We start from the raw sequence: 12921 nt of genomic DNA on the forward strand, positions 1-12921 counted from the left end.
GGCAAGACACCGCATCCGTGAATCATCAGGTGTCCTTGATGATCGGGATGCCGAGGTTGACCGGGCCAGCGGGTTGCCGGTCGCGTGTCCGGTCGAGGCTGACGAGCTTGCGACTGGCCTCGTTCAGGCTGGTGTCCAGGCCGGCGACCTCGCCGAGCCAGCCGTTTGCCTTGGCCTCCTGGATGCGGTCGCGCAGATTGGCGATGATCTCGACCAGCCGATTCCGTGCGGCTGGGTCCAGGCGCAGGCTCGGGCAGCGGATGCAGGCGTGTTCGTGTTTGCAGGGTGTTCCGTAGGGGCGGCCGCATTCCCCGAGTTCCAGTTTGCGGGTCTGAAAATGTTGTTGGAACTCGCGCCATTCGTCGTCGGTCGGCTCGCGGTATTCGGCTTCCGGTCGAGCCAACCGACGTTTATCGAGAAACATTCTGTAGTTCCGGACGAGTTCTTCGTCGAAGATCGCCATGTAGGCCTGGGTTGTGTTGATGTTGGCGTGCCCGAGGAGCCGGGCAACGATATGGACAGGCAGACCACCGGTGACGGCATCGGTGGCGAACATTCTGCGAAAATCGTGTGGTGTGTAGTTAAGTGGATCGCCTGCGGAATCGCGTAAACCGGTTCGCGCGAGTGCCTGTTTGAGTAGCTTCTGGATAGTGCTATGGCTCACCACGTCCCGGCGCCAGCCGTGTCTGCGTTGAAACAAGTGCGGCAGTGCGGGTCCGGTTGTCCGTTCGTAGGAGTCATAGCGGGCGACGAGGGGAACGATGCCATCATTCTGGCCGCGGATCCGGTTGATGATGGTAGCCAGGACGCTGGCCAGTTCGGGGCTGACCAGCAGAAGTCGTTCCTCATTGCTTTTGGATGGCACGATCTGCAGCATTGGCACGATCTCGCCGGTGTCGGGGAGCCGATAGGACACCAGAGCGAAATGAGTGATCTCGGCCAACTCTTCTACTCGCACGCCTGTGTGCCGGAGCGTCTCGACGATCGCCCAGGACCAGAAGGCCTCGTCTTCCGAACGCGTGAGGTCGATCCGCTCCGCGGTCGCGACCTTCTCAACCTGAACCGGAGGTGTCTCTGTCTGGCGGCGGTCGTCGATGTAGGACTGTGGGACGGTGCGTTGGTAGGTGGTTCCGTTGTGTTCGAAGGTTTGCCCGATCTCGACGGCATTGGCCTCGGCGAGCAGCGCAGCCTGCAGCGCACGATGTTCTTCAGTAGATTCCGCCAGGACGGGGAGATGTGGGAGACGGTCGCGGACCCGCTGGTGCATCTGCGCGGTGGTGCGTTTCTTGAGCTTCTCGATGCCGTCGGTGTCGCCCTTGCGGACCGGGCTGGGGACGGCGCAGGCTGCCCAGGAAGGATCGTCTAGTGCCCACTCTTGGAGATCGAGATAGAAGGCTCGAACCTGCGTCAAAATGCCGAGGTAGCCCTGTCGAGGCCGGGTGCTGTGGTCCGCGCCGACCACGACTCTCAGCCGCTGTTTCCACGCTTCGGCGATGTGCTCGGGCAGGTGCAGTGACTCGACACCGGGGTGGTGGTGCTCGATGTCAGCCCAGAAGTTCCCGATGAGCTGGGTAACCAAATTGCGCAAGGTGCTGTAGTCCACGCTCGGCCGGCGCTCGTCGAGGTAGCGGACGAAGATGTCGCGAACCTCTTGGGACTGGAGGCGGTAGGAGTCGACCAGTTCGGCTGTGGGCCGTTGTCCGAACCGCAGCGCATCTCGAAGGGTCGCGTGCTCTCCCAGGTTTGCGATGCCGCGCAACACACTCCACGCCAGGTTGATGGTCGCGCCTCCACCGTTGGACTTCCGGGTGGCCCACGTGCGGTAGGCGAAGAGGTCTTCAGCGGTGAGTTCGTCAAGGTCGCGCCCGGTGTGCAGGACGATCTTGCAGATGACGGCCTGCACCTCACCCAGGCGGCGACCACGTATTCCGAACGTTGCGGCGTTGTCCTCGACCTTGGCGAACAAGTCTGGGCGGAACACCAGCCGCGCGTAGGTGAACAGGGAGTGTGCTTGGTAGGCAGCCAGGAAGGCGTAACTGGGGAGCACGACTCGGCAGAGCAGCAGGCAGGCCAGTCCGCGCATCACTTTCCTTCGTTGCACGGCGTCGGCCAGCTGGTCACCGGGGAGGATCGTGTCGGCCCAGTCGGTGCCATCGTCGGCCCCCGAGGCCAGCCAGCGGCTCTGCCAGCCGTCGCCGGGATGCTGATGCAGCCATTGCAAGACCTGCCGGGCTCCGTCGAGCCGATCAGGCCTGGCCCGCTTCATCGCCTCTTGCCAGATGGGCAGCCCCGGGAACAGCTCCAGGATCTGATCGATGGACAGGTCGTCGACGGGTCCGACCCGGCCGGCTGTTTCGAGCAGCGCGTCGTGCCGCTGGAAGTTGTGGCGCGCGCGGACGGACGGCCGTTCGGTCCGCTCTTCGATGGAGGTCATCACTGAGGGGTCCCTCCGAACAGAACGGTGAGGTCGCTGGCGTCGTAACCGACGGCGACTGACTGGGTCGGCTCCTGAATCTGCTGTTCGCGGTCGACCAGATGGCGCTGAACACGGCGGACCACCTCTGCCTCGTCCTCGATGAGGTACACGTCTGCGGTGGTTGACAGGTGAGCGTGACCGAGGATGACCTGCACATCCCGGAGCGAAAGCGTCTTGTCGCGGGCCATGCGCAGCGACGCGGTGTGCCGGAGGTCGTGCATCGTCCAGTTCGTGCCGAGCAGATCGTTGGCTCGTTTGAGCACTGCTCGCAGTGCCTCGTAGTTCAAGGGCTGCCGCCGCAAACCGTCTCCGCGGTCGCGGCGGCGCAACGTCCACCACAACGGATCATTCGGTGCCAGCGATTCCCCCAGATCGGCCAGGTAGAGGCGGATCCAGACGAAAGCCTCCGGGCTGGCCGGTAGCCACTGCTCGGCGCCGGTGCCCTTGCGGCACACCAGCACTCGTTGATCGCCCCAGTCCAGGTCCACGCTCCGGATGCCGAGCAGTTCGCAGGCTCGCGCTCCGTTGCTGACGTCCAGGGCGAGCAACGCTCGGTCCCGGTTGGACCGTAGCCCGCCGAACAGTTCGTTCCAGCGCTCGTCCGGGATCTCCCGCGGCTGGCGCTTGGGAACTTTCGGGTTGTAGCGCAGCCTGGCGTCGGGCCGGAATGGCTCGAGCGGGTTGTGGTGCGCGTTAGGTCGTCGCCGGCCGCGGGCGCGGTCCCGAGGGACGGGGTTGATCAGCGGCCCCTCGCCGATGTCGATCCAGTACTCGTAGAACGAGCGCACCACCGCGTTCGAATGCCGCGTCGTGCGCGGCTTGTACCGGTCATCCAGGTACTGCTTGCGGGTGATCGGGTTGACCGTGCCGGCGGTCGCCGCCGACTTGGTCCGCGGGGACCGCCGTAGCTTCTCGGCCTGCTTCAACCACAGCACCAGATCTCGCCCCTCGGTGGGCGTTGCCTTGTCCCATGCCACCTCGACGACTCGCAGCCATCGCCACCAGCGCAACAGGTCATATGCGTAACTGCGTACCGAGCCTGGCCGGTTGTCCCGCGCCACGAAATCCGCGAGAAACCGCCTGATGGGGACCACCGGCACGCCCTCGGGGTCGACTACCAGCCACGGCACGACGCCCTCGGCTGCAACGACTCGGCCCCACCGGGGAAGCCGAATGGCTCGGATGTCTCGCTCCACCGCATCGAACAACCCACGCCACCTCTCTTGTTGAAGGTGGGTGAGGTCTACCGACCACGACGAGACAAGCACACACATCACCGCGGCGTGTCTCCCGTTAGTCCGGTCAACAGGTCATCAGACTGACCTCGGCGTGGCGGGCACTGCTGGCCGCCCACCAGCCGGACGAGCACGGCCGATGCCCGGAGTGCTCGGGATGGCGACGGCCCCGCCGCCATCCGTGCTCGGTGTGGCGCATCGCCCACCAGCACCTGATCGCCGCCGACGGCTCACCCCCCGACTGCGCCGGCAGGCACGCAGCGGCCACCGGCCGACCGGCCGTCGTGACGCTGGAGGCGACATGACCCGGGGGCGCGCCGTGTCCCACCGCGCGCGGCGCGCCCCCGGCCCCGCGGAGACGCACAGGTCCCCAAAACTGTCAGACCCCTCTGAAAAGGTAATCAAGTGAACACACTCCGACATGACGATGCCCGCGCCGCAGAGTTCCGCGATGCCCTGGTGGACACGCTGCTCACCAACAAGATGATCACCTCACCCGTGGTGGAGCGGGCGTTCCGCACCGTGCCGCGGCACCTGTTCGTCGCCGAAGGCACTCCGCTGGACGTCACCTACGCCGTCGACAACTCGGTGGCGATCAAACGCGACCCGGACGGCGTGGTCATTTCCTCCACCAGCGCGGCCTACATCCAGGCCCGGATGATCGAGCAGGCCGGGCTCGGTCCGGGCATGAGCGTGCTGGAGATCGGGTCCGGCGGCTTCAACGCCGCCCTGCTGGCCGAGGTCGTCGGCCCGGACGGCCGGGTGGTCAGCGTCGACATCGACCCGGAGGTGACCGACCGCGCCCGCGAACTGCTGGAGCAGACCGGGTACGGCGACCGGGTCACCGTCGTACAGGCCGACGCCGAGAACCCGCTGCCGGGCCTGCACGAGCCCGTGGACGCGATTCTGGTGACGGTCGGGGCTTGGGACCTCGCCCCGGCGTGGCTGGAGCAGCTGTCCGCCGACGGCACGATCGTCGTCCCACTGCGGATGAACGGCGTCACCCGCACCATCGCCTTCCGCCGCGAGGGCGACCACCTGGTCAGCACCTCGGCCGAGGTGGCCGGGTTCGTCCCGATGCAGGGCGAGGGTGCCCGCGACGAGCGGGTCTTCCTGCTGCCCGACGCAGGCGGCAACCACGTCAAGCTGCGCTTCGAAGGCGACGTTCCGGCGGACATGAGCCTGCTGGACGGGGTCCTGAAGACCGAGCGCACCGAGGTGTGGTCGGGCGTCACGATCAAGCACGGCGTCTCCTTCGCCGACCTGCACCTGTGGTTCGCCGCGTTCCTGCCCGGCTTCTGCAAGCTGGCCGTGGATGAGGGCACCGAGATGGCCGCCGAACGCAAGAGCTGGTTCCCCTTCGGCGCCGTGCACGGCGACTCCTTCGCCTACCTGGCCGTCCGGCCGCTTCCCGAAGGCGGCGGATCGGAGTTCGGCGCGCGCGCCTACGGCGCGCACGGCGACGCCGCCGCCACCGCGATGGTCGACCAGATCCAGGCATGGGACCGCCAAGCCCGCGACCGCGAACCCGCCTTCACCTACTGGCCGACCGGCTCCGACCGTCCCGAGTTCGGCAAGGACACGGCCGTGCTGGTCAAGACGCACGGCGTGGCCACGATCTCCTGGTCATCGGCGGCCGACGCCGCTCGGTGACCGGGGTGTCCTGCACAACCCTGAGAAGTGAAGGAGGGAACCGAATGTCAGCAGCACTGGCAATCGAGCACACGGCCCCCGAGGTCGATGTGGTCGACGACGCGGAGTTCGAGCTGGACATGCGCGTGGTGGAGTCCACCACCAAGCTCGTGATCATGATGTGCGACACGAGCGACGGGTGCGGCAGCACCTGTAGCACCAGCGCGTGCACCACGTTCTCCAACGACCCGCTCTGATCCAACCCTGCCGTCGGCGCCCGAGCCAGCCTTGGGTGCCGACGGCCAGGCGCTGCCCTTGATCGTGACCGGTGAGGAGAGCCAATCGCGATGACCGTGTCCCCGCGCTATGAGCACACCGGCCTTGTTCTGGCCCGCGTCACCACCGATCCCGGTGATCTCGACCCACCGACACAGCTGAACCCCGCCGACCCGGCCGTGGTGGAACGGGAAGGCCGTGCGTGGCTGGGGAAAGTGTGGGCGCGCCCGGATGTCCGGGACGCCGTGGCGCTGGCCAGCCCCGTCCTCGGTGCGCGTCTCGACCAGATCCTCGCCGACGAGACCGCCTCGCTCACGGCCAAGGAGCTGCGCCGCGCTGTCGTGTCCGTGGCGACCTACCTGCTGCGCTGGCAGCGGCGGGCGACGCCCTTCGGCCTGTTCGCCGGAGTCGCCGCGGTCGGTGTCGGCGCCGCGACGGCCGCCGTCGGCACGTGGCACCGGGCCGTGGCGCGGGTGGACGGCGAATGGCTGACCACCCTGATCGACCGGCTCGAACGGCGCCCCGACCTGCGCCCACGCCTGACGGTCGTGGTGGACGACGCGCGGTTCGTGCGTGACGGGCGCGTGATCGTGCACCGCCGCGCCGAGGTCGGGGCCTCCACTCCGGGGCCGCTGCGGGAGTCTTCGGTGCGGCTCACCCGACCGGTGCGGTTCGTCCTGGCCGCGGCCGGTTCGCCGATCCGCTTCGACACCCTCGCCGACCGGCTGATCGCCGAGTTCCCCTCCGCGTCCCGCGGCAAGATCGACACACTGCTGCACGGGCTGGTCGACGCCGGCGTGCTGATCACGAGCCTGCGGCCGCCGATGACCAGCGCCGACGCCGTGGCCCACCTGACCGGCGCCCTGCGCGCGGCCGGAGCGGGCACCCTCGACGACGTCGCCGCCGATCTGCGCGAGCTCGACGCGATCAGCGCCGAGCTGGCCCGGCACAATCACACCAGCAGTCCTGACCAGGCAAGGGAAGTCCGGGCGGCGGTCGCAGCCCGGATGACCGCCCTGGTTCCCGGAGCCGGCCCTGTGGTGGCCACCGACGTGCGCATCGACGCGACGATCACCGTCCCGGAGCGGGTGCTCGACGAGGCCGCGCGGGCTGCCACCGTCCTGCTGCGGACCGGCACGCAACCCTTCGGGACGGCAGCGTGGCTGGACTATCACGCCCGGTTTCTCGCCCGCTACGGTCCCCGCGCGCTGGTGCCGGTGCGGGACCTGCTCGCCGATTCCGGCCTCGGATATCCCGCCGGCTACCTCGGTGCGCCCCGCGCCCGGCCCGCGTGGCGGGTGCTGACCGACCGCGACTCCGCCCTTCTGGCGCTGATTCAGCAGGCCACCCTGACCGGAGCGTCGGAGATCGGCCTGACCGACGCCGACGTCGACGCGCTGACCGTCGGAGAGCACACCGACGCCGTTCTGCCCGAGCGGATCGAACTGGGTGTCGAGGTGACCGCCGCGTCGGCCGCGGCGATCGACCGCGGCGAGTTCGGCCTGCGGGTCACCGCCGCGCCGCCCGCGCACACCAGCATGGCCGGCCGGTTCGCCTACCTGCTGGACCAGGCCGACCACGACCGGCTCGCCGCGACCTACGCCGCAGGACCGGCGGGTCGGACCGGGCCGGGAACGGTGGCGGTGCAGCTGTCCTTTCCGCCGCGCCGCCCGCACAACGAGAACGTGGTGCGTGTGCCGCCGCTGCTGGGCGAGGTCGTGTCGCTGTCGGAGCACCCCGATCCGACGCGCCCGGACCTCACCGTCGTCGGGGTGGACGATCTGGCGGTCACTGCCGACGCCGAGCAGATGTACCTGGTGCAGGTCTCCACCGGCCGGCGGGTGATCCCGCGGATTCCGCATGCCCTGGACACCGCGGCGCAGAGCCCGCCGCTGGCCCGGTTCCTCGCCGAGGTCGCCGACGCCCGCAGCGCGGTGTTCCGCGGCTTCGATCTCGGCGCCGCCCGCGTCCTGCCCTACGTCCCGCGTATCCGCTACCGCCGCACCGTGCTCGCCGCCGCTCGCTGGATCCTCTCCAGCATCGACCTCGAGGCCCCATCCAGAGCCCACGACAGGCAGGAGGCGTTCCGGGCGTGGCGGCAGCGGTGGCGGGTACCGGCGCGGGTGGTGCTGGTTCACGGGGAGCTGCGCCTGCCGCTGGATCTCGACCAGGAACTCGACCGCGCCCTGCTGCACGCCCGCCTGGAGCGCACCGACCGGGTCGAACTGCACGAGGACAGCCCGCCGGACGGGCAGGGCTGGATCGGGCGACCGGCCGAGCTGCTGATCCCCATGACCACGCTCGCCCAGCCTGAGCGGCCGCTGCCCGCCACCACGGCACCCGGTGCCGCCCTCCAGCCCGGGGACTCGGCCGTGGTGCACGCGCAGCTGGTGGGCAACCCGGCCCGGTTCGACGAGATCCTCACCGCGCACCTGCCCCGGTTCGTCGCCGAACTCCACGACCCGGGCGGCCCGGTCGAGTCGTGGTGGGTGCGGCGGCACCGCGACATGATCCGGCCCGAGACCGATCAACACATCGCCGTGTTCCTGCGCCTGACTGGCCCCGAGCAGTACGGGCCGATCGCCGCCCGGCTGGCCGCGTTCGCGGCCGACCTTGACTCCCGGGGGCTTCCCGGCCAGCTGACCCTCGCCCCGGCGTCGCAGCACCCCGCCCGCTACGGCGACGGCCCCGCCCTCACCGCGGCCGAGCACGTCTTCGCCACCGACACCACGGCCGCCATCGCCCAGCTCGCCGCGGCGCAGACGTCCGGGATTCCCGCCCAGGCCGTGGCCGCGGCGTCGATGGCGCACCTGGCCGCGTCCCTCGCATCCGATCCCCAGACCGGGTACCGGGCGCTGCTCGGATGCCTGCCGCAGGAACACGGGCCGCTGGACCGGCAGCTTCGCGACGGCGCACTTGCGGTGGCCGACCCCGCCGATCAGTACCGAGCGGTCCGAGCGCTACCGGGCGGCGACGCGGTCGCCGCCGCGTGGCAGGCCCGCGACACCGCGCTGCACACCTATCACGATGTCCTTGCCCAGCAAGGGCGCGAGCCGGGCGTGGTGCTGCGCACGCTGCTGCACGAGCACCACATCCGCGCTGTCGGCGTCGATCCGACGTTCGAGAAGGAGACCGGACGCCTCGCCCGCGCAGTCGCGCTGCGCCTCCTCGCCCTGGCCGGTGCCCGATGACCCCCGCCACGACCCCACGCCCAGAAGGCGACGAGGTGACGCTGACTCTCGACGAGGTGGCCGGCCAGTCCCTGGCCCGCGGGGCGGTCGGGACCGCGCTGCTGCACGTCGAACGCGCCTGGACCGGCTCCGGCAGCTGGACCACCGCGCAGAGCCACATCCGCCGGGTGGTGGCGGGGCCGGTCGACGCCGCCGACCACGCCGGCCTCTACTACGGCGCGCCCGCGGTCGCGTTCCTGCTGCACACCGCCGCCGACCGCCACCCCCGCTACCGCGCGGCCAGCCAGACGATGGACGAACACGTCCTGCGCCTGACCCGGCGACGCCTGGCCACCGCCGATACCCGGATCGACCGCGGAGAGCACGCCACCTTCGCCGAGTACGACCTGTTCTACGGGCTCACCGGCATCGGCGCGCTGCTACTGCGCCACCACCCCGACAGCGACGAGCTGGCCGGAATCCTTCGGTACGTCGTCACCCTGGTCACCCGGCCGCGCCACGAGGACGGCGCCGAGCTGCCGGGCTGGTGGGTGGCGCACGACCCGGACGAGATCCTGCCGACCCCCGGCGGGCACGCGAACTTCGGCATGGCCCACGGCGCGGCCGGACTGCTGGCCTTCCTCGCCCTCGCCACCCTGGGCGGCTGCGTGGTCGACGGCCAGCGCGACGCGATCGCCGTGCTCACGGCCTGGTTGGACCGGTGGCGCCAGGACGGACCGGACGGGCCATGGTGGCCGCAATGGATCACCCGCGAAGAGCTGCGTGCGGGCCGCCCCGTCCATGTTCACCCGGGTCGTACCGCATGGTGCTACGGGACGGTCGGCATCGCCCGCGCCCAGCAACTGGCTGCTCTGGCCACCGACGACGTGCACCGTCAGGACGCCGCCGAGGACGCCCTGGCCGCGAGCCTGGCGGACCCGCAGCTCGACCGGATCACCGAGCCGGGCCTGTGCCACGGCATCGCCGGGATCTACCAAACCGCCTACCGCGCCTGTCTCGACGCCCGCAGTCCCGCCCTCGCCCGACGGCTCCCAGCCCTGGCCGACCGACTCGCCGGGCACACACCGTCGTGCGGCGACGAGGACGGCGACCCGGCGAACGCGAGCGGGCTACTGACCGGACGCGCCGGGACGGACCTGGCGCTGGAGACCGCGCGGCGCAGCACGCCGCCTCACACGGGATGGGACGCATGCCTGCTGATCACCTGACCACCACGTCCCGGACGACCGTGCCCACCGGCCTCAACGCCGCCGTGCTGGCGGTGCTCGCCGGTGCCGACCCCGGCACCGTCGCGGCTCGCCACGCCCTGGGCCCGGCCGACCTCGACGACGCCGTGGCGACCTACCAGGCCGCCGGGCTCGCCGCGCTGGAACGACGTGCCGAAGACGCCTGGTACCAGGTGCGTGTCCAGTTCGCCGACTGGTCGGCCGCCGAGACGGTCGCCGCCACAAGCCTCGGCTCGGCCCTGGACCGGCTCACCACCGAAGGGGCGGTGGCCGGCTGGTGGTTCCTGCGCAAGCACCCCTGCTGGCGGCTACGCCTGCTGCGCGCGGACGCAACGGTCGTCGACGGCGTGCTCGACGAGCTGACCGGCACCGGCGTGATCGCGCGGTGGTGGCCGACGGTGTACGAGCCGGAGACCGCCGCCTTTGGCGGCTCCACCGGCATGGACACCGTCCACGACCTGTTCTGCGCGGACAGCGCCGGCGTGCTCGACTACCTGCGCCAGGACGCGCCCGGCCTCGGCCGCCGGGAACTGTCCATCTTGCTGCTGAGCGGGCTGATGCGATCCGCCGGGCTCGACGCGTTCGAGTGCGGTGACGTGTTCGACCGGGTCGTCCGGCTGCGTCCCGCACCCGCCGAGGCGGACATCGCGCGCATCGACACGTTGGCCGACAACGTGCGTGTCCTCCTGTCGATCCCCGACCTGGCCGACAGCGCGCTGTTCGCCTCCGGCGGCCCGGTTGCGCACGCCGCGCCCTGGCTCGCCGCGTTCGGCACCATGGGTCGGCAGCTCGGTCACGATGCCGCGGAAGGACATCTCGAGCGCGGCCTCCGGGCAATCCTCGCCCACGTGGTGATCTTCCACTGGAACCGGTTCGGTCTCTCGGCCACCAGCCAAGGCATCCTCGCCCGCGCGGCGACCACGGCGCCGCTGCCTCGGAGCTGACGATGAATTCCACGTCGAGCTTGTCCACGTTGGACGCTGTGGTCCGCCGCTTTCCGCTGCTGGGCCGTCCTCGGCCCTCGTGCCCGGCCTTGCCGGGGCGGGTCCAGGAGATCGTCGACATCGCCCGTGCCGCCGGATACGACGACGCTGACGGATTGGCTGACGGCGCGAGCGTCCTGAACAAGGCGGCACTGATCGCCAGCGACTGCGGTCTGCCGGACCTGGCCCGCGACCTGTGCTGGAAGCACATCGACATCTACCGCGTCGCGGATCGATCGCTCACCGTCCTGCAAGCCCGCCACATGCTCGAACCCGTGCTCAACCTCGCCCGGCTGCAGCTGCGCGCCAGCGACGGCGACCAGGCGCTACGTCTGCTCAAGGCAATGTTCCAGGCCGTCAGGACCAGCACCGACCTGGTCGTCGACGGGCGCACTCTGCCGCTGACCGACCTGGCCGGGACCCGCACCGAACTCCACAAGCTGCGCGAATGGGTGTGGCTGCACCTCATCGGGGAGGGGGTCCGGGCCTTGGTACTCGCGCGGAGGTGGGACGACGCGGTCGCCCACGCCCATGCTCATCGAGGGATCGGCCTGCACCTCATGGATGGCCGCCAGGCCACGATCGTGGCCCACTGCCTGAACGCAGACCTGGCAGCGGCGCGGGCGTCGCTGGCGGAAAGCACCCCGGAGCAGCCGTGGGAACTCCAGGTCGCCTCCTGCCTGAAGGTGATGTGCGCCAACCCGGACAGCACCTCGAGACGAGAGGCCGTCACCGCGATGATCACGCGGTTCGTCGAGCGCCCGCCGATGCCCGGCTACGCCTTCTTCCGCGCACAGCTCGGGCTCACCGTGACCACGCTCGCCGACACCGTCGACTCCGACGCGGCCAGCCGAGTGTTCACCCAGGTGGTCGGCGAGGTGATCGAGTCGGAAGACGGTTACGCCGCAAGGGAAGTACTGCGGTACCGCGACATACCGGCCGCAGTGACCGAGGAGCAGCGCGCAGAGCTCACCGACCTGGTGAACGCCTCCGGGCTGGGGATCGGAACACTGCCGGAATCCCTTCGGCAGAGCCTGCTCGACGCAACCCGCGCCGCAGCCCAGGTGCTACACGTGGCGCTCCAGCAGCCCGACCCGGCCAGCCGAGTCGCCATCCCAGCGCGGTTCGCGATACCGCCCACCATCCCGGCCCGTGAAGACGGAGGCGAGAACGATTAGCGACACCAGCGCACCGATCGTGTGGGTCAAGGGCGAGCGAGCCGGGCTCGGCCCGTTCTCCGAAGATCTCGTCGACCGGTACCGGCTCCCACCGTCTTGGCGTTGTTGCGGAGCGGCGGTTACAGCTCAGGAAGAGGTCTGCTCGGGTTCGGTAACTCTTCCCCGGCCTCCGCCGCGTTGGCTCGCAGAGCACGATCGACGTCGCTGGCCCACATAACGATCTCGGTCGTCGATACACCCTCGATCCAGACGTCCTTCTTGGTGAACTCCGCACGGCCTGGGACCGCATCGGGGATACGTTCGCGCAGCTCGGCAGCCGACCATCCAGTGGGGTCTTCCCAGTGCTCGGTGAAGTTGCGGAGAAGCAGGATCATCCGTTCGTTCGGTATTTCGGGCAGCCGGTCGTTGGGAAGCTTCAGGACGCACTTGCGCAACTGAGCGGCAGCCGCGAGGAAAAAGTACTGGTCGGCACCGAATGTCCAGGCCACCCACCAGTTCATGCCGTCACCGACCTCGTGCTCAACGTAGGATGCCCAGTCGTCGGGAAGGGTGCCTGCGTCACGCCGATCGATCCAGAACTGGTTGAGAAGCGCCTCGTTGTACTCGCTGGCGGCCTCGTCGAGCCGGTCGCCCTGTCGCATGACGATGAAGGACCACATGACCGCCTCGCGGCGGTAGGTCCTCTCGTCCACGCTGTCGCTCACATTCCTGCCTTTCACCCTGG

At 69.8% G+C, this 12921-nt stretch carries 9 protein-coding genes; 6 read left to right on the forward strand and 3 right to left on the reverse strand.

The window, feature by feature from the left end; translation table 11 throughout:
• Nucleotides 1-25: 25 nt before the first annotated feature.
• Both ACLJOU_RS26045 and ACLJOU_RS26050 read right to left on the reverse strand, forming a co-directional pair.
• Nucleotides 26-2434 carry a tyrosine-type recombinase/integrase gene (locus tag ACLJOU_RS26045; RefSeq protein WP_410570713.1) on the reverse strand — a complete coding sequence of 803 codons (2409 nt, stop codon included), beginning with the start codon at nt 2432-2434 and terminating at the stop codon, nt 26-28.
• On the reverse strand, nt 2434-3684 hold the full coding sequence (locus tag ACLJOU_RS26050; RefSeq protein WP_410570715.1) for a tyrosine-type recombinase/integrase: 1251 nt from the start codon (nt 3682-3684) through the stop codon (nt 2434-2436). Before ACLJOU_RS26050 ends, ACLJOU_RS26045 begins: the two co-directional genes overlap by 1 nt.
• Before the next feature lie 432 nt (nt 3685-4116).
• Here ACLJOU_RS26050 and fxlM point away from each other — a divergent pair, with 432 nt between their 5' ends.
• From fxlM to ACLJOU_RS26080, 6 genes are all read left to right on the forward strand, one after another.
• Nucleotides 4117-5364, forward strand: a complete 1248-nt coding sequence (gene fxlM / locus ACLJOU_RS26055) for a methyltransferase, FxLD system (protein WP_410570717.1) — start codon at nt 4117-4119, stop codon at nt 5362-5364.
• Between the two features lie 44 nt (nt 5365-5408).
• Entirely contained in the window at nt 5409-5600 is a 192-nt protein-coding gene (locus ACLJOU_RS26060; protein ID WP_410570719.1) for an FxLD family lanthipeptide, read from the forward strand.
• 90 nt (nt 5601-5690) lie between these two features.
• Nucleotides 5691-8810: a lantibiotic dehydratase gene (locus ACLJOU_RS26065; protein WP_410570720.1), complete on the forward strand. Its 3120-nt coding sequence runs from the start codon at nt 5691-5693 to the stop codon at nt 8808-8810.
• A gap of 35 nt (nt 8811-8845) precedes the next feature.
• On the forward strand, nt 8846-10018 hold the full coding sequence (locus ACLJOU_RS26070) for a lanthionine synthetase C family protein (RefSeq protein ID WP_410570722.1): 1173 nt from the start codon (nt 8846-8848) through the stop codon (nt 10016-10018).
• Nucleotides 10000-10980, forward strand: a complete 981-nt coding sequence (locus tag ACLJOU_RS26075; RefSeq protein ID WP_410570724.1) for a thiopeptide-type bacteriocin biosynthesis protein — start codon at nt 10000-10002, stop codon at nt 10978-10980. The genes ACLJOU_RS26070 and ACLJOU_RS26075 overlap by 19 nt, the downstream gene beginning before the upstream one ends.
• 29 nt (nt 10981-11009) lie before the next feature.
• On the forward strand, nt 11010-12197 hold the full coding sequence (locus tag ACLJOU_RS26080) for a hypothetical protein (protein ID WP_410570725.1): 1188 nt from the start codon (nt 11010-11012) through the stop codon (nt 12195-12197).
• Between the two features lie 119 nt (nt 12198-12316).
• On the opposite strand, the gene ACLJOU_RS26085 is transcribed toward ACLJOU_RS26080, so the two are convergent.
• Nucleotides 12317-12901, reverse strand: a complete 585-nt coding sequence (locus ACLJOU_RS26085; RefSeq protein WP_410570726.1) for a hypothetical protein — start codon at nt 12899-12901, stop codon at nt 12317-12319.
• Nucleotides 12902-12921 lie beyond the last annotated feature (20 nt).

This window comes from Amycolatopsis sp. cmx-4-61 (genome assembly GCF_046548775.1).
Classification (GTDB): Bacteria; Actinomycetota; Actinomycetes; order Mycobacteriales; family Pseudonocardiaceae; genus Amycolatopsis.